Genomic DNA, 20,228 nt, shown 5'->3' with positions numbered 1-20,228 from the left:
GTTCCATGCGAACCGACTCTTCTCCCGGCACCCTGCCGGCGCGGGAGCACCTCCCGGCCGCACCAGCCGGTACGCCTGTCCTGGACGTAGTGATCCCCGTCTACAACGAGGAGAAGGACCTCCAGCCGTGCGTCCGCAGACTGCACGAGCACCTCGACCGGACGTTCCCGTACGCGTTCCGCATCACGATCGCGGACAACGCCTCCACGGACACCACCCCGCAGGTGGCCGGGCGGCTGGCGGCGGAGATCCCCGAGGTCACGACCTACCGCCTGGAGCAGAAGGGGCGCGGCCGGGCCCTGCGGGCCGTCTGGTCGGCCTCGGACGCCCCGGTCCTCGCCTACATGGACGTGGACCTGTCCACCGACCTCAACGCCCTGCTCCCGCTGGTGGCGCCGCTGATCTCCGGCCACTCGGACCTCGCGATCGGCTCCCGGCTGGCCCGTAGTTCGCGGGTGGTGCGCGGCCCCAAGCGCGAGTTCATCAGCCGGGCCTACAACCTGATCCTGCGCGGCTCGCTCCAGGCGCGGTTCTCCGACGCCCAGTGCGGCTTCAAGGCGATCCGCCGGGACGTGGCGCAGGTGCTGCTGCCGCTCGTCGAGGACACCGGCTGGTTCTTCGACACCGAGATGCTGGTGCTCGCCGAGCGCGCCGGGCTGCGGATCCACGAGGTGCCGGTCGACTGGGTCGACGACCCCGACTCGACCGTGCACATCGTCAGGACCGCGACCGAGGACCTCAAGGGCGTGTGGCGGGTCGGCAAAGCCCTGGCCACCGGTTCGCTGCCGCTGGACCGGATCGCCCGGCCGTTCGGCGACGACCCGCGCGACCGTGACATCAAGGACGTGCCCAAGGGACTCGCCCGCCAGCTGGTCGGATTCTGCGTGGTCGGCGCCCTGTCCACCCTCTTCTACCTGCTGCTCTACAGCGGCTTCCGGGTCTTCTCCGGTTCCCAGATCGCCAACGCCCTCGCCCTGCTGGTCTCGGCGGTCGCCAACACCGCGGCCAACCGGCGGCTCACCTTCGGGGTGCGCGGGCGTGGCGGGGCCGTACGGCACCAGGCGCAGGGCCTGGTCGTCTTCGGCATCGGACTCGCCCTGACCAGCGGCTCGCTCGCGGCGCTCAACGCGGCCACGTCCGAGCCCGCGCACTCCACGGAACTGGCGGTGCTCATCGCTGCCAACCTCGCGGCGACCGTGCTGCGCTTCCTGCTCTTCCGGGCGTGGGTCTTCCCGGACCGGCGCGAGGACGACTCGCCGGCGCCCGCCCCGTACGACACCGCCCCGTACGACACCACGCCATACGACGCGGCCCCGCACGGCACCGCCCCCTTCCACGCCGGTCAAACCCCGTACGACACCGCCCCCTTCCGCGCCGGTGCAGCCGCGGACGGCACCTGGCCGGACGCCACCCTGCAGCTGCTGCCGGTGCGCCCGCACGACTCCGATTCGAGGGACCCGCGATGACCGTCCACTTCGACCAGCCGACCACCGGCAGAGACACGGGCCCCGGAAACCGGACCCGCCCCCCGGCCCCCGCACCGGCCGAAGCCTCCGGTGCCTCCGGCGCCACCGAGCGGCCCTTCGTGCAACGGCTCGGGCGCGGCCGCCCCGAGGACCCCCGCTGGGCCCGCCCGGCCTTCCTCGCCCTGCTGCTGGCGACGGCCGTCCTCTACCTCTACAACCTGAGCGCCTCCGGCTACGCCAACTCCTTCTACTCGGCGGCCGTACAGGCCGGCAGCCAGTCCTGGAAGGCGTTCTTCTTCGGCTCGCTCGACGCGGCCAACGCCATCACCGTCGACAAGCCCCCGGCCGCCCTGTGGCCCATGGCCCTCTCCGTGCGGCTCTTCGGCCTCAGCTCCTGGGCGATCCTCGCGCCCGAGGTCCTCATGGGCGTCGGCACGGTGGCCGTCGTGTACGCGGCCGTGCGCCGCCGGTTCAGCCCCGCGGCCGGTCTGATCGCGGGTGCGGTGCTCGCGCTCACCCCCGTCGCGGCGCTGATGTTCCGCTTCAACAACCCGGACGCGATGCTGGCGCTGCTGATGGCGGCGGCCTGCTGGTTCGTCATCCGCGCCCTGGAGGACGGCCGCACGAAGTGGCTGCTGTGGGCCGGTGCCGCGATCGGCTTCGCCTTCCTCGCCAAGACGCTCCAGGCCTTCCTGATCCTGCCGCCGCTCGCCCTCGTGTACGGCGTCTGCGCCCCGGTGACGGTGAGGAAGCGCATCGGTCAGCTCGCCGCGGGTCTCGCCGCGATCGTCGTCTCCGGCGGCTGGTGGGTCGCGATCGTCGAGCTGTGGCCCGCGTCCTCCCGCCCGTACATCGGCGGCTCGCAGAACAACAGCTTCCTGAACCTGACCTTCGGCTACAACGGCCTGGGCCGCCTCAACGGCGACGAGACCGGCAGCGTCGGCGGCGGTGGCCGGGGCGGCAACGGCGGTGGAGCCTGGGGCGAGACCGGCTGGGACCGGCTGTTCAGTTCCTCCATCGGCGGCCAGATCTCCTGGCTGATCCCGGCCGCGCTGATCCTGCTCGTCGCGGGCCTGGTGGCCACGCGCAAGAACCGCCGGACCTCCGCGACCCGGGGCGCGTTCCTGGTGTGGGGCGGCGCGCTGCTCACCACGATGCTGGTCTTCAGCTACATGCAGGGCATCTTCCACGAGTACTACACGGTCGCCCTCGCCCCCTACATCGCACCGCTGGTCGGTATGGGCGCGGCGCTGCTCTGGGAGAAGCGGGACAAGGCGTGGGCGTCGCTGACCCTGGCGGCCGCCATGACCGCGACCGCGGCCTGGGGGTACGTCCTGCTCAACCGCTCCTCCGACTACCTGCTCTGGCTCAAGTGGCTGGTCCTGGTCGGCGGTCTGACGGCGGCCCTCGGCCTGATCTTCGCCGGCCGGCTGGGACGCCGGCTGGCCCTGGGAGCGGCCGGGCTGGGCCTCGTCGCCGCGCTGGCCGGTCCGGCGGCGTACACCCTCACCACCGTGAACGAGGGGCACACCGGCTCGATCGTCACGGCGGGCCCGGCGGTCGCGGGCGGCCGAGGCGGCCCGGGCGGCGGCGGCGCTCCCGGCGGAGGCGGCTTCCCGGGCGGAGGCCAGAACCAGCAGGGCCGGAACCAGCAGAACGGCAACGGCAACGCCCAGGGGCAGCAGGGCAACGGCTTCCCCGGCGGCGGCCAGAACCAGCAGGGCCAGGGCCAGAACCAGCCGAACGGCGACGGCGGCCGGATGGGCGGCATGGGCGGCGGCGGTGGCGTCGGCGGCCTGCTCAACGGCGCCAGCGTCAGCTCCGAGGCCAAGAAGCTGCTGGAGACCGACGCCGACCAGTACACCTGGGCCGCCGCGGCCATCGGCGCCCAGAACGCGGCCAGTTACCAGCTGTCCACCGGCGACCCGGTGATGGCCATCGGCGGCTTCAACGGGACCGACCCGTCCCCGACCCTGGCCCAGTTCAAGAAGTACGTGGCGGACGGAAAGATCCACTACTTCATCGCCTCGGGCAGCATGGGCGGCATGGGCGGCAGCAGCGACGGCGCCTCCTCCCAGATCACGTCCTGGATCGAGGCCACCTTCAAGAAGGTCACGGTCGGTTCGACCACGTTCTACGACCTCACGCAGAAGGCGAGCGGCTGACAGGACCTGACCGGACCTGGCCGGACGAAGGGCGGTGGCCGAAAAGCCACCGCCCTTCGCCGTCCCCGCCGAAACTGCGTTGTACGCCGTATAGGAACTGTTCTACGGTGTACAGCATGACGACGTCCCCCCAGGAAACGGCCCTGCCGCACACCGCACCGGGCGGCCACCCCCAGCGCTGGCTGATCCTCGGTGTCATCTGCCTCGCGCAGCTCACCGTGCTGCTCGACAACACGATCCTCAACGTGGCCATCCCCTCGCTCACCCGCGAGATGAACGCCTCGACCGCCGACATCCAGTGGATGATGAACGCGTACGCGCTGGTGCAGTCCGGCCTGCTGCTCACCGCCGGGAACGCCGCCGACCGCTACGGCCGCAAGCTGCTGCTGATGTCCGGTCTCGCGATCTTCGGCCTGGGCTCGCTCGCGGCCGGACTGTCCCAGAGCCCGGGCCAGCTGATCGCGGCACGGGCGGGCATGGGCGTCGGCGGGGCGCTGCTGATGACCACCATCCTCGCCGTGGTCGTGCAGATCTTCGACGACCAGGAGCGCGTGAAGGCCATCGCGCTCTGGTCGACGGTCAGTTCGCTCGGTTTCGCGGCCGGACCCCTGATCGGCGGCGTGATGCTGAACCACTTCTGGTGGGGCGCGATCTTCCTGATCAACATTCCGGTCGCCCTGCTCGGCCTGGTCGCGGTCGCCGCGCTGGTGCCGGAGTCCAAGCACAAGGCCGGGGACCGGCCCGACCTGGTCGGCGCGGTGCTGTCGACCATCGGCATGACGGCCGTGGTGTACGCGATCATCACCGGGCCCGAGCACGGCTGGACCTCCGCGCAGGTCCTGGTCTCGGCGTTGATCGGCGTGGTCGTGCTCGGCCTGTTCGTGCTGTGGGAGCTGCGGACCGAGCACCCGATGCTCGACATGCACTTCTTCCGCAACCAGAAGTTCGTGGGCGCGGTCGCCGGCGCGATCCTCGTGGCGTTCGGCATGACGGGGTCGCTGTTCCTGCTCACGCAGCACCTCCAGTTCGTGCTTGGGTACGAGCCGCTGGACGCCGGGCTGCGGACGGCGCCGTTGGCGCTGACCGTCGTCGCGCTCAACTTCACGGGGGTCGGGGCGAAGCTGGTGCTGAAGGCGGGGACGCCGGCGGCGATCGCGCTCGGCATGACCCTGGTGTCCGCCGGGCTCGCGGCGATCGCGCTGCTCGGGGGCCACGGGTACGAAGGCATGCTGCTCGGGCTGATCGTTATGGGCGCGGGTGTGGCCCTGTCCATGCCGGCGATGGCCAACGCGATCATGGGCGCGATACCGCCGGAGAAGGCGGGCGTCGGAGCGGGGATCAACGGCACGCTCGCGGAGTTCGGCAACGGGCTGGGTGTCGCCGTCCTCGGAGCCGTGCTCAACTCCCGGTTCGCGTCGCTGGTCGCCGTGTCCGCGGCGTCGTTGCCGGCGGCGCTGGCGGCGGCGGACTCGGCCGAGGAGAAGGCCAGGATCTCCGACGCGTTCGCCTCCGGGCTGGAGACCAGTCAGCTGGTGGGTGCGGTTGCCGTGCTGGCCGGTGGACTGGTCGCGGCGGCGTTGCTTCGACGTGCTGAGCGGGCAGAGTCCGCCTAGGAGGTCGGGCGGCTGGGGCGGTGGGCGGCTGCGGACCGTTGTGGTCGATCGCGCCCACGCGGCGGAGCCGCACAATGAGACGGCCCCGCGCCCCTCGAGGGCGCCTAGCATGATCGGCAATAAGAGGTCGAGGAAGGTGCGCCATGGCGAAGGCAGCCGAGAAGGCCGCGCGGTCCAGCGTCTGGCTGGACGGCAAGGCGCACCGGCGGCGCGGTGGCGGGCAGCCCTCGGGACTGGACCGGGACCGGATCATCGAGGTCACCGTGCGGCTGCTGGACGCCGAGGGCCTGGCCAAGTTCTCCATGCGAAGGCTCGCCGGCGAGCTGAACGTCACGGCGATGTCCGTCTACTGGTACGTCGACACCAAGGACGACCTGCTCGAACTGGCCCTGGACGCGGCCATGGGCGAGATGGCCCTGCCCGATCCGGAGACCGCCGACGCGGACTGGCGCGACCAGATGCGGGCGCTGGCCCTTGAGTACCGGACCCTGCTGGTGCGTCACCCCTGGGTGTCCGCGCTGGTCGGCACCTTCCTCAACATCGGCCCGAACAACCTGGCCTTCTCCAGGGTCGTACAGCGCGTCATGCGCAGGACGGGGCTGCCCGCGAAACGGCTGACGAGCGGGATCTCGGCCGTCTTCCAGTTCGTCTACGGCTACGGCACGCTCGAGGGCCACCTCTCCACCCGGTCCGCCGCCGCCGGCATGACCATGGACGAGTATTTCCAGGACGCCGTGAGCACGGTGACCGAGGCCCCGCAGGCCGCGGACGTCATGCGGGAGTCGCGGAAGCTCATGGAGGCGCGCGGCGGCGACACGGTCGCCGAGATGCTGGAGCGCGACTTCGAGTTCGCGCTGGAACTGCTGATCGCCGGCATCGAGGCGATGGTCGCCCGCGAGGGCGGAGCCCCCGGTGAGGAGGAAACCCCAGGGGAGGAAGAAGCCCCAGGGGAGGAAGCCCCAGGGGAGGAAGAGGCCTCCGGGGAGGCAGAAGCCCCCGGGGAGAGCTGACCTACTCCCCTTCCACCAGCCGCGCCGGGAACCCCCCGGTCGCCACCGGCCCCCACCGCTCCGGCGTGATCCGGATGATCGACTTGCCCTGCTTGAGCATGGCCGCGCGGTACTCGTCCCAGTCGGGGTGCTCCCCGGCGATGTTCCGGTAGTACTCCACGAGCGGTTCGACGGAGTCGGGGGAGTCGATGATCTCGGCCGTGCCGTCGATCTGCACCCAGGGGCCGTTCCAGTCGTCGCTGAGCACGAGCAGGCTCACGCGCGGGTCCCGCTTGGCGTTGCGGGTCTTGGCGCGCTCCGGGTAGGTGGAGACCACGATCCGGCCGGAGTCGTCGACACCGCAGGTCAGCGGGGAGCCCTGGGGACCGCCGTCGGTCCGCCGGGTCAGCAGGATCGCGTGGTGCCGGGGGCGTACGAAGTCGAGCAACTCGTCCAGGGAGACGCGGGTGTTCGTCGCGATGTTCGGTGCCATGTGCCGCAGCCTACGACGCCAGGGCCTCGGCGAGGTTGTCGTACACGGGGACGTCCCGGCGCAGGCCCGTCACCTCCAGGACGCGGCTCGTGGTCCCCTCCGGCCGGGCCACCAGGCGCACCGCTGCCCCGGGGCGCAGCCGACGCCGTACGTCGTTGATGAGGCGGATGCCCTGGGAATCCATGAAGGAGGTCGTGGACAGGTCGAGGACGAGGACCTCCAGCCGGTCCCCACGGGCGCGGACCGCGGACATGAGGACGGGCAGCAGCTCCGCCGCGTTGCAGAAGTCGATCTCGGCGGGCATCGTGAGGTGGACGCGGCCGGGGAGGTCGCGCGGTTCTGTGGGAATCGTGAAGAAGGTCACGGCACTCACCTGGCAGACGTTCGTCCGGATTCCGGTAAGGCCGCTTCCTGACCCGTGGTGCCATTCCACCATGCGGTGGGCCGGTGGCGGAAGCGTCCGTGGCGGCGTCGGCCGGGCGTCACTTGGAGGCAACCGAGCAGTTAGAGTGCTGTCCGTCCTGTGCTCGCAGTCGGGAATGTGCTGCGGAGCTCTCCTGCGCACGGCCGTTGGCCGTGCATGCCGAAGAGGTTCGTGGTGGCTGCGTCCGAGTTTCCTGATTTGCCCCGTTTCCCGGTCGGCTCCGAGCTGGCCGAAGCGCTGACGGTGGCGTCGCAGCAACTGCACGAGACCCTCACACCGCACAGCACGCTGCGCACCGCGGTCCGGCTGGCCGTGCATCTCATGCCGGGCGCCGAGCACGCCGGCATCTCCGTGATCGAGCGCGGCAACAAGATCCGCACGCTCGCCTGGACCGACGAGGTCGTGCGCTCCGCCGAGTCCCGGTACACCGGCCGCGAACAGCACGGAATGTGGGACCAGTTGTGGAACAACCCGGTCGCGCGGATAACGGACAGCGAGGCGGACGACGGCTGGGACGTGCTGGCGGCCCTGGGCCTGCGCTCGGCGCTGTCGCTGAGGCTGCGCGCCGACCGGCGCCGGCTGACCGTCCTCACCGCCTACGCGCGCAAACCGGGCGCCTTCGACGAAGAGGCCACGCGTGTCGGCCGGCTGTTCAGCGCGCACGTCAGCATCGCCCTGGACTCCGCGACCGTGCGCGAGCAGCTCACCGAGGCCATGCACACCAGGGACCTGATCGGCCAGGCCACCGGCATCCTCATGGAACGCCAGGGCATCGACGCGACCGCGGCCTTCGAGAGCCTGGTGCGCGCCTCCCAGCGGGAGAACGTGAAACTGCGCGATCTCGCCCGCCGGATCGTGGGTGCGCCCAACACCACCTGACGTGAGCTGAATTACGTCGGTGGCGTGTCCGGCCGGTGACGGGATACCCGTACGGTCATGAGCTCCGAGACGTCCGACACGCTGGACCAGGCGATGGTGCGCAGCAGTGGTCTCGACACCCTGCTGCGCGATCTGACCGACCGCGCGGTGCAGGAAGTGCCCGGCGCCGAGGCGTGCAGCATCACCGTGCGCCGCGCCGGCCGGCTGCTCACCCTGGCAGGCAGCGACGGCATGCCCAGCGGCCTGGACCTGCGGCAGTACGAGAACGGCTCGGGGCCCTGCGTCGACGCGGCCGAGACCGGCGAGGAGCAGTACGCCCCGGATCTGGCCGAGGAGTCGCGCTGGCCCTCGTACACGGAGTACGCGCTGTCCGTGGGCGTCCGCTGCGTGCTGGCGGTGCCGGTCGCCGTCGAGGGCGAGAGCGGCGCCGCGATCAACTTCTACGGGGCGCGGGCCGGAGCGCTGGGCACGGGCCGGGACGCGGCCCGTGCCTTCGCGGCCCGGTCCGGTGACGCGATCGACGTGGCGCTGCGGATCGAGCGCCGGCGCCAGTCGGCGGCCGATGTGCGCACCGCGCTGCTCTCCCGCAGCGTCATCGACCAGGCGATCGGCATCCTGATGGCCCGGGAGCGGATCGACGCGCGGATCGCGCTGGAGCGGCTGCGCCGGGCGTCGCAGGACCGGAACGTCAAGCTCCGGGACCTGTGCGGCCAGTTGGTGGCGAGAGTGTCCGCCCCGGACTCACGCCGCGGGAAGTGACTCTCCCTGTACGGCCTGGATGTCCAGCTCCACCTTGAGCGTCGTGCCGATGGCGGCGATGCCGGCCTGCAGGACCTGGTTGTAGTTCATCGCGAAGTCCTCGCGGTGCAGCTCGGTCGTGGCGCGGAACGCCGCCCGGGTGCCGCCCCACGGGTCCGGGCCCGTGCCGAGGTAGGCCAGGTCCAGGTCCACGGGCCGGACGACGCCGTGCATGCCCAGCTCGCCGTGGACGGTCCACCGGTCGGACCCGGTCGCCGTCAGCCCCGTCGACCGGAAGGTGATCTCCGGGAACCGCTCGACGTCCAGGAAGTCCGGCGACTTCAGGTGCCCGTCGCGCATGCCGTTGCCGGTGTCGACGGACGCGGCCCGGATCACCGCCTCCACACGCGACTTGGTGACGTCGTCCGGGGCGATCTCGATCGAGCCGGAGAACTCCGTGAACCGGCCGTGCACGCTGGAGATGCCCAGGTGCTGGGCCACGGCGGCCACGCTGGAGTGCACCGGGTCGACGGTCCACGGCCCGGGCGGCGGCAGCTCGGTGCCGCCCTGCCGCGCCAGCGTCACCGAGCCGACCTCGGCCCGCCCGCTCGCGGTCACGATGACGCTGGAGGCCGCGGGCGCATAACCCACCGCCGTGACGATGACGGTGTACGCCCCCGGCTCCATCGGCGTCGCGTCCCGTACGGCGCCCTCCGCATCGGCCTCGGCCCGCAGCACCTGCGCTCCGGTCATGTCCGCCACCGTGACGACCGCGTGCGACACGGCCCATCCGTCCCGGGTACGGATCCTCGCGGTCAGTCCCATCTCAACTACTCCTCGATAAGAAACCGGCCCGCGACAGGGGGCGCACCTCCGCTCAGAGCGCGCCCACCTGTCACGGGCCGGGGTCGTTGCTACTCGCCGGGGTGGGCGAGTTCGATGTCGTGGGCGTCGGTGCCGGCACCCGTGACCGTCAGCGCGGTGGCCACCGGCGGGTAGCCCGTGGCGATGACCGTGTACTCGCCGCCGTCCAGGTCGGTGAAGGCGTACGCCCCGTCCGTCCCGGTCGTGGCCGAGCCGACGACGTTGCCCGCCTGGTCGACCAGCGTCACCCGGGCGTCGGCCAGCGGGCCGTGCGGGGCGCGGACGACACCCTGCACGCGGGCACCCGCGTCCAGGTCGATCTCGACCCGGGTGACCCCGGTGCCACCCACCTCGACGGGCAGGGCGCGCGGCCGGTACCCGGCGGCGTTCACCGCGACGGTCACCGCCCCCGGCACCAGCTCGGCGAAGGAGAACTCGCCCTGCTCACCCGTCGTCCCGTTGGCCAGCAGGTCACCGCGCACATCGGTCACGATGACCATCGCGTCCTTCACCGGCGCCCCGCTCTCGGCGGCCCGCACCAGGCCGGTCAGCCCGCTCGTGCCGCTGAGCAGGATGTCGTAGGCGACCGGCTCGCCGTTCACCACGACCGTGGACGCCTGCGGCTGGAAGCCGTCGGCGGAGGCGATCAGCACGTACGAACCGGAGCCCGGGGCGTCCACCGCGTACGAACCGTCGGCCTGCGCCACGGACCGGCCCAGCTGACGCCCGGCCAGCGAGATCAGCGTGACGGCGGCCTGCGGCACGGGTGCGGACTCGTTCCCGCGGACGAAACCGCGGACCGGAACACCACCGGAGGCGTCCTCGGCACGCACCGCCGTGGCGACGGCGGCGAGCCGCTGCGTCCCCTCGGGCCCGGTCCCGTCGGCGGCCTCGGTCTCGGCCACGGCCCAGCTCGGCACGGCCTTCTCCGCCTCGGCGGCGTCGACGGCGACTTCGGCCGGAACCACGGCCGGCGTCTCCGTGTCGGCGGCCTGCGCCAGCCCGCCCTTCGTCTTCAACGGGACCTCCTTGATGAACAGCGCCACCAGCAGCGCGAGCAGCGCCATCGGGGCCGAGTAGAGGAACACGTCCGCAACACCGTGGCCGTAGGCGCTCTCCACGACGGTGCGGATCGGGGCGGGCATCGCGCTCAGGTCGGGGATGTTGCCCTCACCCGTGCCGGCGTGGCCGAGGGCCGCGCCCTTCGGGCCGAGGTCGGTCAGGCCGTCCTTGACGTAGTCGGTGATCCGGGTGCCGAGGACCGCGCCCAGGGCGGAGACGCCCACCGCACCGCCGAGGGACCGGAAGAAGGTCACCGTGGAGCTGGCGGCACCCAGGTCGCCCGGCTCCACCTGGTTCTGCGTGCACAGCACCAGGTTCTGCATCATCATGCCGATGCCGAGACCCAGCAGCGCCATGAAGATCGCTATGTGCCAGTACTCGGTGTCGTACCGGATCGTGCCCAGCAGGCCGAGGCCCGCGGTCACCAGCACACCGCCGCCGATCAGCCACGCCTTCCAGCGCCCGGTCCGGGTGATGACCTGGCCGGAGACGGTGGAGGAGACGAACAGACCCGCGATCATCGGGATCGTCATGACACCGGACATCGTCGGCGACTTGCCACGGGCCAGCTGGAAGTACTGGCTGAAGAAGACGGTCCCGGCGAACATCGCGACACCGACGAACAGGGAGGCCACGGAGGCCAGCGTGATGGTGCGGTTGCGGAACAGCCGCAGCGGGATGATCGGCTCGCTCGCCTTCGCCTCGACGAGGACGAACAGGGCGAGCAGCGCCAGCGAACCGCCGACCATGGCGTACGTCTGCCAGGACACCCAGTCGTACTTGTCACCGGCGAAGGTGACCCAGACCAGCAGCAGGCAGACGGCCGCCGTGATGAAGAAGGCGCCGGCCCAGTCGACCTTGACCTTCCGCTTGACCACGGGCAGGTGCAGGGTCTTCTGGAGCACGATCAGGGCGATCACGGCGAAGGGCACGCCGACGTAGAAGCACCAGCGCCAGCCGAGCCAGTCGGTGTCGGTGATGACACCGCCGACCAGCGGGCCGCCGACCATGGCGGTGGCGAAGGTGGCGCCGAGGTAGCCGTTGTACCGGCCGCGCTCACGCGGCGAGATCATCGCCGCCATGATGATCTGGGCCAGCGCGGACAGACCGCCCATGCCGATGCCCTGGACCGCGCGGAACGTGATGAGCATGCCCGGGTTCTGGGACATGCCGGCCGCCGCCGAACCGAGCACGAAGATGACCAGCGCGAACTGGATCAGCAGCTTCTTGGAGAACAGGTCGGCGAGCTTGCCCCACAGCGGGGTGGAGGCGGTCATCGTCAGCAGGGACGCGGTGACGACCCAGGTGTAGGCGCTCTGGCCGCCACCGAGGTCGCTGATGATCCGGGGCAGGGCGTTGGAGACGATCGTCGACGACAGGATCGCGACGAACATGCCGAGCAGAAGGCCGGTGAGGGCCTCCATGATCTGCCGGTGCGTCATCGGAGCGCCGTCGCCGGAGGAGCCGTGGGAGCCTCCCCCGTGCTTGGCATGAGCCCGCACACCGGCTGGTGTGGTCGTTGCCATGGGCTTCCTTTTCTTACGTGCTTGCGGGTGTACGGGTGGTCTGGTCGAAAGCGGCCGGCGCGGCCCGGGTCCCGGGCCGGCAGTCGAAGCTCTCCCTCAGCCGCGCCATGAGGCTGGTGAGCTGGCCGACCTCTTCGTCGGTCCAGTCGCTCAGGCGCTCGGCGAGGACCTCGGTGGTCCGCCGGGACAGCTCGTCGAGCTGTGTGTGGCCCGCGGGCGTGAGGCGCAGGATGCGTGAGCGTTTGTCCGCGGGGTCGGGGGAGCGTTCGATCCAGCCCCGGTCCACGACGTGCGCGACGTGGCGGCTGGTGACCGACATGTCCACCGCCAGCAGCTCGGCGAGCTTGCTCATGCGCATGTCGCCGTGGCGGCCCAGCAGGGTCAGCACGGCCGCCGACCCGCCGGGGCACTCGGCCGGCATGATCCGCCCGAGCTCCCGCTTCACGGCGCCGAAGGCGCTGAACTGGCGGACCAGCTCTTCGTACTGCGCCTTTTCGGCCATGACACCTCCCGCTTTCGTTGCTTAGGGCAACCATAGGAGCTGTTGGTTGCTGCAGGCAAATAAAAGAGGGGGGTGCAGGTATAAAAAGTTGGCAAAGGCAAGTATTGCGGGAGTAAACGCGCTGGTGATGAGCTCGGCGGTACGGGTCACCCGGACCCAAACGGAACCCCAACCCCCACTTGGGGAGCCCCGCCGTTTTCGCTAGGGTCTCGGGCCATGGCTAACAACCAGGCCCCGCAGGGCAATCACGACCCCGCCGGCAGTACCCAGATGTTCCGCGCGTTCGTCGACGAGGCCCCGCAGGGCCGTCAGGCAGCGGCCTCGACCAGCAGCGGCCCGCGCATCGGCGTCATCCTCGGCGTGATCGCCGCGGTAGCGATCGTCGCGGCGGTGGCCTGGCTGGCACTGGCGTAACACACGCGGCTGCCGTCGGTGTCCGGCACGGGACGTGGCGGCTGAGGCCGGGTGGTTCCGCGACCCTGGGCAGCGGGGTGCTCGGCGTCGATGCTGAGGCCAGGTGGGCCCGCAGCCCGGCGGAGCGGGGTGCCGCCGCGCCCACCCGTGCCGCCCCAAGCGGCACGCATGCCCGCAGCTAGGCGCCTGCGCATACCCGCAGCGGGGGCGGCTCGCAGCCCGGCGGAGCGGGCGCTCGCAGCTGGGACAGCCGGCGCAGCGCGCACGCGGGACAAGCCCGCACCCGCGCGCATACGGCGCAAGCCACGACGCTCCCGCAGCCGCCGTCGTACGCAAGGGGCCGTGTCGGGGGGTGTCCGCCCGCAGCGGTTGGCGCGTCAACGGACGGTTAGTCGGTATCCGACCTCATCGCGCCGTTCCGAGGACGGACACCCCCCGACACGGCCCCGACCCACCACCGGCGTCAGGCGGCGAAGCGAAGGCGCACCCCCACGGCCGGAGGCACAGGCAAACGGCGCGGCCCCAACGACCGCGCCCCCAGCCCTCCGTCAGGACTCCGTCAGTCCGAGATCAGGCCTTCCCGGAGCTGCGCCAGCGTCCGGGTCAGCAGCCGGGAGACGTGCATCTGCGAGATGCCGACCTCCTCGCCGATCTGCGACTGCGTCATGTTCGCGAAGAAGCGGAGCATGATGATCCGCCGCTCCCGAGGCGGCAGCTTCGCCAGCAGCGGCTTCAGGGACTCCCGGTACTCCACGCCCTCCAGCGCGGTGTCCTCGTACCCCAGCCGATCCGCCAGCGATCCCTCGCCACCGTCGTCCTCCGGCGCCGGCGAGTCCAGGGAGGACGCGGTGTACGCGTTCCCCACCGCCAGCCCGTCGACGACGTCCTCCTCGGACACCCCGAGCACAGCGGCCAGTTCGGTCACCGTCGGCGACCGGTCCAGCTTCTGCGAGAGCTCGTCACTCGCCTTGGTCAGCGCGAGCCGCAGCTCCTGCAGCCGGCGCGGCACCCGCACCGACCACGACGTGTCCCGGAAGAACCGCTTGATCTCCCCGACCACCGTCGGCATCGCGAACGTCGGGAACTCCACGCCCCGTTCGCAGTCGAACCGGTCGATCGCCTTGATCAGCCCGATCGTGCCGACCTGGACGATGTCCTCCATCGGCTCGTTCCGGGACCGGAACCGCGCGGCGGCGTACCGCACCAGCGGGAGATTGAGCTCGATGAGCGTGTCACGGACGTACGCACGCTCGGGGCTGTCCTCGTCGAGCGCGGCCAGCCGCAGGAACAGGGAGCGGGACAGGGTGCGGGTGTCGATGGCGCCCGCAGCCGGAAGGACCGGGACGGGCTCGGCCGGGAGGGCCGGTGCGTCATCGATGGGGCCGAGTGAGTCGAGAGCATGGGGAGCTGTCTCGCTCTCCGCGAGCGTGAGCACCTTCGAGCTGCCCTGTTCTACGGACATGCCACCCCCTTTGGGTCGCGGGACGGTCGTGGCGAACGCCCCCGCCTGAGGAACGCAGCCTTCACCTGAATACCGGAGCCGAAGCTCCGGCAAACGCGCTTCCCGCAGAATGTCACATGTCGGCAACACGCTGTAGTGACATGTCGACATCTGAGACGCGAATCCGCCCTGCAAACAAGGGGTCTGACGGCTTATCGGCTCTCAACTGTCGGGAACGGCCCTGATGAGCGATTCCCTCCCCGAGGTGACCTCTCGCTCACGTTTGCGGTTACGCGTCGATACGGTTCGCAGACCGCAATCTCTGGAAACTACGCGCGAGTAGCCGCGATACGTGCATCTGCGAAACACCGAGCTCCGCACTGATCTGAGACTGCGTGAGATTGCTGTAGTACCGCAGCAGCAGGATCCGCTGCTCCCGCTCGGGCAGCTGGACGAGCAGGTGCCGTACGAGGTCCCGGTGCTCCACGCCGTCCAGCGCGGGATCCTCGTAGCCGAGCCGGTCCAGCAGCCCCGGCAGCCCGTCGCCCTCCTGGGCGGCCTCCAGGGAGGTCGCGTGGTACGACCGCCCGGCCTCGATGCAGGACAGCACCTCGTCCTCCGTGATGCGCAGCCGCTCGGCGATCTCCGAGGTCGTCGGGGTCCGCCCGAAGGAGGTCGTCAGGTCCTCCGTCGCGCTGTTCACCTGCACCCACAGCTCGTGCAGCCGGCGCGGTACATGCACGGTGCGGACGTTGTCGCGGAAGTACCGCTTGATCTCGCCGACGACCGTCGGCATCGCGAACGTCGGGAACTGCACGCCCCGGTCCGGGTCGAAGCGGTCGATGGCGTTGATGAGCCCGATGGTGCCGACCTGGACGACGTCCTCCATCGGTTCATTGCGGGAGCGGAACCGGGCGGCGGCGTAGCGCACGAGCGGGAGGTTGGCCTCGATGAGCGCCCCACGTACGCGGTCGTGCTCCGGCGTGCCCGGCTGGAGCTCCTTGAGCTCCGCGAAGAGGACCTGCGTGAGCGCCCGGGTGTCGGCACCACGGCTGCTCCGCTGGGGGGCGGCCGGAGCGGCCGGAGCGGCTTCCGTGGGCGCGGCCTGAGCAGGGGCTACTTGAGGAGCCGGTGCTGGAGGGGACGGTGCCTGAGGTGCGGTACTGGCCAGCACGGTCAACTCCACCTCGTCATCGTCAACTCATCCGTCGACTCTTCCATCAAAAGCGGTCATAGCATCACAAGACATGTGCACTGTGTGCAAGCACCCCATAACTACGTGTTGAGGGATGAACACCGCACAAATCAACTCACGCAACACAAGAGCCCCCTGTCGCAGCGACAGGGGGCCGGGAGCGGCGGGGTTCGGAACGGTCAGAACTCGTAGTCCGCGATCACCCACGTGGCGAACTCGCGCCACAGCGCGACCCCCGCCTGGTGGTCGGGGTGCTCCACGTACCGCCGCAGCGCGTCCGCGTCGTCGCAGGCCGAGTTGATGGCGAAGTCGTATGCGATGGGACGGTCGCTGACGTTCCAGCCGAGCTCCCAGAAGCGGAGCTCCGGGATCTTGTCGCCGAGCGCGCGGAAGGCCTCGACACCCTTCACGACCCGGGGGTCGTCGCGGTCGACGCCCTCGTTGAGCTTGAAGAGCACCAGGTGGCGGATCATCACTTTCCTCCGTTGGCGACCCACGTGGCGAAGTCGCCGAGGGCCTTGGCCGCGTCCGAAATGCCCTGGAAGCCTATCTGGACGTAGTCGGCCGCCTTGGCCGGGTCCGTGATGATCACGTACAGCGCGAAGACCACGAGGGCGTAGACGGCGACCTTCTTCGCGTTCACCGCCATCGCGGCCTCCCCTGTCACTGGTGTCCCATGCAGCGCACATGATCGCACGAAGGGCCGATCACACGAAGGGGCTGATCGCACGAAGGGCCCCGTCTGACGACGGGGCCCTTCTCAAGCGGTAGCGGAGGGATTTGAACCCTCGGTGACTTGCGCCACACTCGCTTTCGAGGCGAGCTCCTTCGGCCGCTCGGACACGCTACCGAGGGAGACCTTACAGCAAGGTGCCGCGTGCTTTGAAATCGGTATTCAGCGACCGCGGAAGAAGGCGGTGAGCAGTCCCGCGCACTCCTCGGCCAGCACACCCTCGATCACCTCGGGGCGGTGGTTGAGCCGCCGGTCGCGGACGAGGTCCCAGAGCGATCCGGCCGCGCCGGCCTTCTCGTCGCGGGCGCCGTAGACGAGCCGGTCGACGCGGGACTGCTGGATTGCGCCGGCGCACATCGTGCAGGGCTCCAGGGTCACCACGAGGGTGCAGCCGGCGAGCCGCCACGCGCCGAGGGCGGCCGCGGCCCGCCGCAGGGCGAGGAGCTCGGCGTGGGCCGTCGGATCGCCGCCGGCCTCGCGTTCGTTGTGCCCGGCCGCGAGCACGGTCGTGCCGTCGGGCGCCAGGACGACGGCGCCGACGGGCACGTCCCCGCCCCGGACGGCCTCGGCGGCCTCGTCCAGGGCGAGCCGCATCGCGGACCGCCAGGGATCCCGGACGGGATCCGGCGGACTCGCGGGGCCCTGGTCCTGCGAACCCGCGGGGCCCTGGTCCGGCGGCCCCGCGGGAACGGGATCCTCCGGACTCGCGGGGCCCTGGTCCGGCGGCCCCGCGGGGGCCTGATCCTGCGAACCCGGGGGAACGGGATCCGGCGGGCCCGCGGCGGCACGACCGGTCAGCGGACGGTCTCCAGGGTCTCCGAGGCGCCCAGGGACTCGGCGATCTCGGTGACGGCGTCCGTCGACATCAGGCGCAGTTCCTTCTCGCTCACGCCGAGGTCGTCCAGGATCAGGGCGTCGCCGACCGGGCCGTGCGGCACGTCGGCGGCCCCGGCGATCCCGGCACCGGCCTCGGCATCGTCGTCGTCCTCGTCGGATTCACCCTCCTCGGTGCCGTCGAGGTCGAGGGCGTCGAGGACGTCCCCGTCGTCCGGATCGCGGCCGAGCAGCTCGTCGGTGAGGAGGATCTCGCCGTAGCTGCTGCGGGCAGCGGCGGCGGCGTCCGAGACGTAGATGCGAGGGTCCTCCTCGCCGTCCACGCGGACCACGCCGAACCAGGCGTCCTCCTGCTCGATGAGCACGAGCACCGTGTCCTCGTCGGGGGAGGCTTCACGGGCCAGGTCGGCCAGATCCGACAGGGTTTCCACATCGTCGAGCTCCGTGTCGCTCGCTTCCCACCCGTCTTCGGTGCGCGCGAGCAGTGCGGCGAAGTACACCGTGACTCTCCCACTGGTCATAGGCGTGCCGGTTGGGGGTCCCCCCGGCGGAGGTTACGGGCGGGGAGTGCTCGTCCGAGCCCCACCCACTCGGAATCGTGGCAGAAACAAGGCGTTCAGGGGACGTCTTCGGCTCCCTGTGTTGGGCAGTTCTGTTCGCACGCCCGTTGCCGCCACCTGCGGATCGTACGCGGCTTTACCCCGCTCCACGCGCGGTCAACCGCGACAACCTCCGCGCGGTTCGTGATCTTTGCCGGAGGTTTCCTCACGCGTTTGCTACCAGCGGAAGGTGCGCATGCGCATGGCGTGGCGCAGCCGGGCCGTCTTGGCACGGCGCGGCTGCACGCGGTCGCGCAGCTCCCGGGCCTCGGCCAGATCGCGCAGGAACCGGGCGCGACGCCGGCGGCGCTCGGCGTCGGACTCGTCGGTCCCGTCCGTCTGGTCGGGATCCGCTCCTGCCCGCGGCCATATGCGCGGCGACGGATCATTTCGGAAATCCCGGTCGGGCATCTGGTTCACCACCCCCAGTCCGTCCTTCCCACTTTCCCCCGGACGGGCGGTTTGACGCCAGCGTTCGGGTGACGGCCGGACGGCGGCCTTGCCGTGCGGTCCGGGGCACCCCGCCCGGTTAATGTTGTGGACATGCGCCTCCACGTCGTCGACCACCCGCTGGTCGCCCACAAACTCACCACGCTGCGCGACCAGCGCACCGACTCCGCGACCTTCCGCCGTCTCGCCGACGAGCTGGTCACCCTGCTCGCCTACGAGGCCACGCGTGACGTGCGCACCGAACAGGTCGACATCCAGACGCCGGTCGAGCGGACCACGGGCGTCAAGCTGTCGCACCCGCGGCCGCTGGTGGTGCCGATCCTGCGGGCCGGGCTCGGCATGCTGGACGGCATGGTCCGGCTGCTGCCGACCGCCGAGGTGGGCTTCCTCGGCATGATCCGCAACGAGGAGACGCTGGAGGCCTCCACGTACGCGACGCGGATGCCGGAGGACCTGTCGGGGCGTCAGGTGTACGTGCTCGACCCGATGCTCGCCACCGGCGGCACGCTGGTCGCGGCCATCCGTGAGCTGATCCGGCGCGGCGCCGACGACGTGACCGCCGTGGTGCTGCTGGCCGCCCCCGAGGGCGTCGAAATCATGGAGCGCGAGCTGGCCGGCACGCCGGTGACGGTCGTGACCGCCTCGGTCGACGAGCGGCTGAACGAGCACGGCTACATCGTGCCGGGCCTCGGAGACGCGGGGGACCGGATGTACGGGGCCGCCGAGTAGGACCCGGGGGCCTGGCGACAGGCCCTAGCAGCCCTTCTTCGTCGTGGGCGCCGGTTCGGGCCTGGCCAGCTTGGTCAGCGCCCGGTCGGCGTCCTGCTGTTTGGCCAGCTCCTTGAAGCCGTCCCCGATGACGAGGTCGACGGCAGCGCCCTTGCGGGCCGCCTCGGTGCGCCGTTCGGCGCCCGGGAGCTGGGTGCCGAGCACGGGCAGCGCGGTGTCGAGGGCGGTGGCGGGGCCGAGGAGCAGGCCGGTGCCCTTGACCTTCTTGTCGTACTGCTTGGTCGCGTTGCCCACGTCGCCGATCTTGAAGCCGCGCTTCTTCAGCTCGTCGGCGGTCTTCTTCGCCAGGCCGCCGCGGGTGGTGGCGTTGAGTACGTTGACGGTGATCGTGCGCGGCTCGGGCAAGGCCTTGGCGCTGGGCGAGGGGCTCGCCTTGGTCTTGACGCCGCAGTCCGTGCCGTCACCGGCCGCCGAAGCCTTTCTGCCGCCGCCGGTGAAGACGTCGATGAGCTGCAGCGTGCCCCACCCGCCCACGCCGAGGACGACGACGGACGCGACGGTCAGGCCGACGAGCCTGCCGCGCCGCCGGGGCCCGCGCATCCGGGGGTACTTGTTGCCCGTGATGCGGTACTTGCCGCCCATGCCGGGGGGAGTCAGCATGCTCATGAGCGCAGCGTAGTGCGCCCGGGCGACGATGCCTACTAGATGATCATTCGACGTCGCCCAGCGGAACCCGAAAGGGCCAACCCGCGACGGGCGGGGATCAGTCGAGCTCGAGCACGCGCGCGTGCAGCACCTGACGCTGCTGGAGTGCCGCCCGCACCGCGCGGTGCAGCCCGTCCTCCAGGTACAGGTCGCCCTGCCACTTCACGACGTGCGCGAAGAGGTCGCCGTAGAACGTGGAGTCCTCGGCGAGCAGTGTTTCCAGATCGAGCTGACCCTTGGTCGTCACGAGCTGATCGAGGCGGACCGGGCGCGGCGCGACGTCCGCCCACTGCCGGGTGCTTTCCCGGCCGTGGTCGGGGTACGGCCGGCCGTTTCCGATGCGCTTGAAGATCACACGGAAAGCCTACCGGTCAAGACCTTCCGGGCGCAGCCATGGCGAGCGAGTG

The 20,228-nt window shown here is 70.9% G+C and carries 22 protein-coding genes and 1 tRNA gene; 8 read left to right on the top strand and 15 right to left on the bottom strand.

Features of this window, described 5'->3' with window-relative positions; genetic code table 11:
- Positions 1-5 precede the first annotated feature (5 nt).
- From IE153_RS16300 to IE153_RS16285, 4 genes are all read left to right on the top strand, one after another.
- Positions 6-1,466, top strand: coding sequence for a bifunctional glycosyltransferase family 2/GtrA family protein (locus IE153_RS16300; protein WP_189590416.1), 1,461 nt, complete (start codon positions 6-8; stop codon positions 1,464-1,466).
- Entirely contained in the window at positions 1,463-3,631 is a 2,169-nt protein-coding gene (locus tag IE153_RS16295; RefSeq protein WP_189590415.1) for an ArnT family glycosyltransferase, read from the top strand. Before IE153_RS16300 ends, IE153_RS16295 begins: the two co-directional genes overlap by 4 nt.
- Positions 3,632-3,747: 116 nt before the next feature.
- Positions 3,748-5,244, top strand: a complete 1,497-nt coding sequence (locus tag IE153_RS16290; RefSeq protein WP_189590414.1) for an MFS transporter — start codon at positions 3,748-3,750, stop codon at positions 5,242-5,244.
- A 143-nt stretch (positions 5,245-5,387) separates the two neighbouring features.
- Positions 5,388-6,254: a TetR/AcrR family transcriptional regulator gene (locus IE153_RS16285; RefSeq protein ID WP_229829012.1), complete on the top strand. Its 867-nt coding sequence runs from the start codon at positions 5,388-5,390 to the stop codon at positions 6,252-6,254.
- A gap of 1 nt (position 6,255) precedes the next feature.
- On the opposite strand, the gene IE153_RS16280 is transcribed toward IE153_RS16285, so the two are convergent.
- Both IE153_RS16280 and IE153_RS16275 read right to left on the bottom strand, forming a co-directional pair.
- Positions 6,256-6,726, bottom strand: a complete 471-nt coding sequence (locus tag IE153_RS16280; RefSeq protein ID WP_184909848.1) for a PPOX class F420-dependent oxidoreductase — start codon at positions 6,724-6,726, stop codon at positions 6,256-6,258.
- A gap of 10 nt (positions 6,727-6,736) precedes the next feature.
- Positions 6,737-7,030, bottom strand: a complete 294-nt coding sequence (locus IE153_RS16275) for an STAS domain-containing protein (RefSeq protein WP_229829026.1) — start codon at positions 7,028-7,030, stop codon at positions 6,737-6,739.
- Between the two features lie 276 nt (positions 7,031-7,306).
- On the opposite strand from IE153_RS16275, the gene IE153_RS16270 reads away from it, so the two are divergent.
- Entirely contained in the window at positions 7,307-8,029 is a 723-nt protein-coding gene (locus IE153_RS16270) for a GAF and ANTAR domain-containing protein (RefSeq protein ID WP_189590412.1), read from the top strand.
- Between the two features lie 57 nt (positions 8,030-8,086).
- Positions 8,087-8,788: a GAF and ANTAR domain-containing protein gene (locus IE153_RS16265; RefSeq protein ID WP_189590411.1), complete on the top strand. Its 702-nt coding sequence runs from the start codon at positions 8,087-8,089 to the stop codon at positions 8,786-8,788.
- Here IE153_RS16265 and IE153_RS16260 read toward each other — a convergent pair.
- The 3 genes from IE153_RS16260 to IE153_RS16250 form a co-directional block, all read right to left on the bottom strand.
- Positions 8,771-9,592 carry a YceI family protein gene (locus IE153_RS16260; protein ID WP_189590410.1) on the bottom strand — a complete coding sequence of 274 codons (822 nt, stop codon included), beginning with the start codon at positions 9,590-9,592 and terminating at the stop codon, positions 8,771-8,773. The genes IE153_RS16265 and IE153_RS16260 overlap by 18 nt on opposite strands.
- Positions 9,593-9,681: 89 nt before the next feature.
- A complete protein-coding gene (locus tag IE153_RS16255) occupies positions 9,682-12,135 on the bottom strand; it encodes an MFS transporter (RefSeq protein ID WP_498063510.1) in 2,454 nt (817 codons plus the stop codon).
- Between the two features lie 97 nt (positions 12,136-12,232).
- Positions 12,233-12,721, bottom strand: coding sequence for a MarR family winged helix-turn-helix transcriptional regulator (locus IE153_RS16250; RefSeq protein ID WP_031102579.1), 489 nt, complete (start codon positions 12,719-12,721; stop codon positions 12,233-12,235).
- Between the two features lie 216 nt (positions 12,722-12,937).
- Here IE153_RS16250 and IE153_RS16245 point away from each other — a divergent pair, with 216 nt between their 5' ends.
- Entirely contained in the window at positions 12,938-13,135 is a 198-nt protein-coding gene (locus IE153_RS16245; RefSeq protein WP_189590408.1) for a hypothetical protein, read from the top strand.
- Positions 13,136-13,694: 559 nt separating this feature from the next.
- Here the strand turns inward: IE153_RS16245 and IE153_RS16240 are convergent.
- The 8 genes from IE153_RS16240 to IE153_RS16205 all read right to left on the bottom strand — a co-directional run bounded on the left by IE153_RS16240 (position 13,695) and on the right by IE153_RS16205 (position 18,348).
- Entirely contained in the window at positions 13,695-14,597 is a 903-nt protein-coding gene (locus IE153_RS16240) for an RNA polymerase sigma factor SigF (protein ID WP_185008116.1), read from the bottom strand.
- 268 nt (positions 14,598-14,865) lie between these two features.
- A complete protein-coding gene (locus IE153_RS16235; protein ID WP_189590589.1) occupies positions 14,866-15,750 on the bottom strand; it encodes an RNA polymerase sigma factor SigF in 885 nt (294 codons plus the stop codon).
- Between the two features lie 200 nt (positions 15,751-15,950).
- Positions 15,951-16,244, bottom strand: coding sequence for a Dabb family protein (locus IE153_RS16230; RefSeq protein ID WP_189590407.1), 294 nt, complete (start codon positions 16,242-16,244; stop codon positions 15,951-15,953).
- The gene (locus IE153_RS16225) at positions 16,244-16,420 is read right to left on the bottom strand and encodes a hypothetical protein (RefSeq protein WP_031105388.1); all 177 of its coding nucleotides are present in this window, start codon (positions 16,418-16,420) and stop codon (positions 16,244-16,246) included. Before IE153_RS16225 ends, IE153_RS16230 begins: the two co-directional genes overlap by 1 nt.
- A gap of 116 nt (positions 16,421-16,536) precedes the next feature.
- Positions 16,537-16,621 (bottom strand) — tRNA-Ser (locus IE153_RS16220).
- Between the two features lie 45 nt (positions 16,622-16,666).
- Complete coding sequence (tadA, locus tag IE153_RS16215; RefSeq protein ID WP_033309779.1) at positions 16,667-17,098, bottom strand: tRNA adenosine(34) deaminase TadA; 432 nt, start codon at positions 17,096-17,098, stop codon at positions 16,667-16,669.
- Positions 17,099-17,298: 200 nt separating this feature from the next.
- A complete protein-coding gene (locus IE153_RS16210) occupies positions 17,299-17,838 on the bottom strand; it encodes a tRNA adenosine deaminase-associated protein (RefSeq protein ID WP_189590588.1) in 540 nt (179 codons plus the stop codon).
- A 276-nt stretch (positions 17,839-18,114) separates the two neighbouring features.
- Positions 18,115-18,348: a hypothetical protein gene (locus IE153_RS16205; protein WP_189590406.1), complete on the bottom strand. Its 234-nt coding sequence runs from the start codon at positions 18,346-18,348 to the stop codon at positions 18,115-18,117.
- Positions 18,349-18,480: 132 nt separating this feature from the next.
- Here IE153_RS16205 and upp point away from each other — a divergent pair, with 132 nt between their 5' ends.
- On the top strand, positions 18,481-19,116 hold the full coding sequence (upp, locus tag IE153_RS16200) for a uracil phosphoribosyltransferase (protein WP_097217661.1): 636 nt from the start codon (positions 18,481-18,483) through the stop codon (positions 19,114-19,116).
- A 24-nt stretch (positions 19,117-19,140) separates the two neighbouring features.
- Here the strand turns inward: upp and IE153_RS16195 are convergent, their stop codons facing one another.
- Both IE153_RS16195 and IE153_RS16190 read right to left on the bottom strand, forming a co-directional pair.
- Positions 19,141-19,758, bottom strand: a complete 618-nt coding sequence (locus IE153_RS16195; protein WP_189590587.1) for a LytR C-terminal domain-containing protein — start codon at positions 19,756-19,758, stop codon at positions 19,141-19,143.
- A 121-nt stretch (positions 19,759-19,879) separates the two neighbouring features.
- Positions 19,880-20,176 carry a type II toxin-antitoxin system VapB family antitoxin gene (locus tag IE153_RS16190; RefSeq protein ID WP_003999914.1) on the bottom strand — a complete coding sequence of 99 codons (297 nt, stop codon included), beginning with the start codon at positions 20,174-20,176 and terminating at the stop codon, positions 19,880-19,882.
- Positions 20,177-20,228: the final 52 nt, after the last annotated feature.

Origin of the sequence: Streptomyces massasporeus, from assembly GCF_014648995.1 — a bacterium.
GTDB lineage: Bacteria > Actinomycetota > Actinomycetes > Streptomycetales > Streptomycetaceae > Streptomyces > Streptomyces massasporeus.
Note: the sequence above shows the minus strand (reverse complement) of the source record. Positions and strands in the feature narration are given on the sequence as shown.

What these genes read in the sequence shown, in the direction of transcription:
- IE153_RS16255 (WP_498063510.1), bottom strand. Translation starts at nt 12,135, where the DNA reads ATGACGCACCGGCAGATCATGGAGGCCCTCACCGGCCTTCTGCTCGGC.
- IE153_RS16250 (WP_031102579.1), bottom strand. Translation starts at nt 12,721, where the DNA reads ATGGCCGAAAAGGCGCAGTACGAAGAGCTGGTCCGCCAGTTCAGCGCC.
- IE153_RS16295 (WP_189590415.1), top strand. Translation starts at nt 1,463, where the DNA reads ATGACCGTCCACTTCGACCAGCCGACCACCGGCAGAGACACGGGCCCC.
- IE153_RS16230 (WP_189590407.1), bottom strand. Translation starts at nt 16,244, where the DNA reads ATGATCCGCCACCTGGTGCTCTTCAAGCTCAACGAGGGCGTCGACCGC.
- IE153_RS16285 (WP_229829012.1), top strand. Translation starts at nt 5,388, where the DNA reads ATGGCGAAGGCAGCCGAGAAGGCCGCGCGGTCCAGCGTCTGGCTGGAC.
- IE153_RS16265 (WP_189590411.1), top strand. Translation starts at nt 8,087, where the DNA reads ATGAGCTCCGAGACGTCCGACACGCTGGACCAGGCGATGGTGCGCAGC.
- IE153_RS16260 (WP_189590410.1), bottom strand. Translation starts at nt 9,592, where the DNA reads ATGGGACTGACCGCGAGGATCCGTACCCGGGACGGATGGGCCGTGTCG.
- IE153_RS16280 (WP_184909848.1), bottom strand. Translation starts at nt 6,726, where the DNA reads ATGGCACCGAACATCGCGACGAACACCCGCGTCTCCCTGGACGAGTTG.
- IE153_RS16290 (WP_189590414.1), top strand. Translation starts at nt 3,748, where the DNA reads ATGACGACGTCCCCCCAGGAAACGGCCCTGCCGCACACCGCACCGGGC.
- IE153_RS16225 (WP_031105388.1), bottom strand. Translation starts at nt 16,420, where the DNA reads ATGGCGGTGAACGCGAAGAAGGTCGCCGTCTACGCCCTCGTGGTCTTC.
- tadA (WP_033309779.1), bottom strand. Translation starts at nt 17,098, where the DNA reads ATGCGGCTCGCCCTGGACGAGGCCGCCGAGGCCGTCCGGGGCGGGGAC.
- IE153_RS16240 (WP_185008116.1), bottom strand. Translation starts at nt 14,597, where the DNA reads ATGTCCGTAGAACAGGGCAGCTCGAAGGTGCTCACGCTCGCGGAGAGC.
- IE153_RS16270 (WP_189590412.1), top strand. Translation starts at nt 7,307, where the DNA reads ATGCCGAAGAGGTTCGTGGTGGCTGCGTCCGAGTTTCCTGATTTGCCC.
- IE153_RS16300 (WP_189590416.1), top strand. Translation starts at nt 6, where the DNA reads ATGCGAACCGACTCTTCTCCCGGCACCCTGCCGGCGCGGGAGCACCTC.
- IE153_RS16245 (WP_189590408.1), top strand. Translation starts at nt 12,938, where the DNA reads ATGGCTAACAACCAGGCCCCGCAGGGCAATCACGACCCCGCCGGCAGT.
- upp (WP_097217661.1), top strand. Translation starts at nt 18,481, where the DNA reads ATGCGCCTCCACGTCGTCGACCACCCGCTGGTCGCCCACAAACTCACC.
- IE153_RS16275 (WP_229829026.1), bottom strand. Translation starts at nt 7,030, where the DNA reads ATGCCCGCCGAGATCGACTTCTGCAACGCGGCGGAGCTGCTGCCCGTC.
- IE153_RS16205 (WP_189590406.1), bottom strand. Translation starts at nt 18,348, where the DNA reads ATGCCCGACCGGGATTTCCGAAATGATCCGTCGCCGCGCATATGGCCG.
- IE153_RS16195 (WP_189590587.1), bottom strand. Translation starts at nt 19,758, where the DNA reads ATGGGCGGCAAGTACCGCATCACGGGCAACAAGTACCCCCGGATGCGC.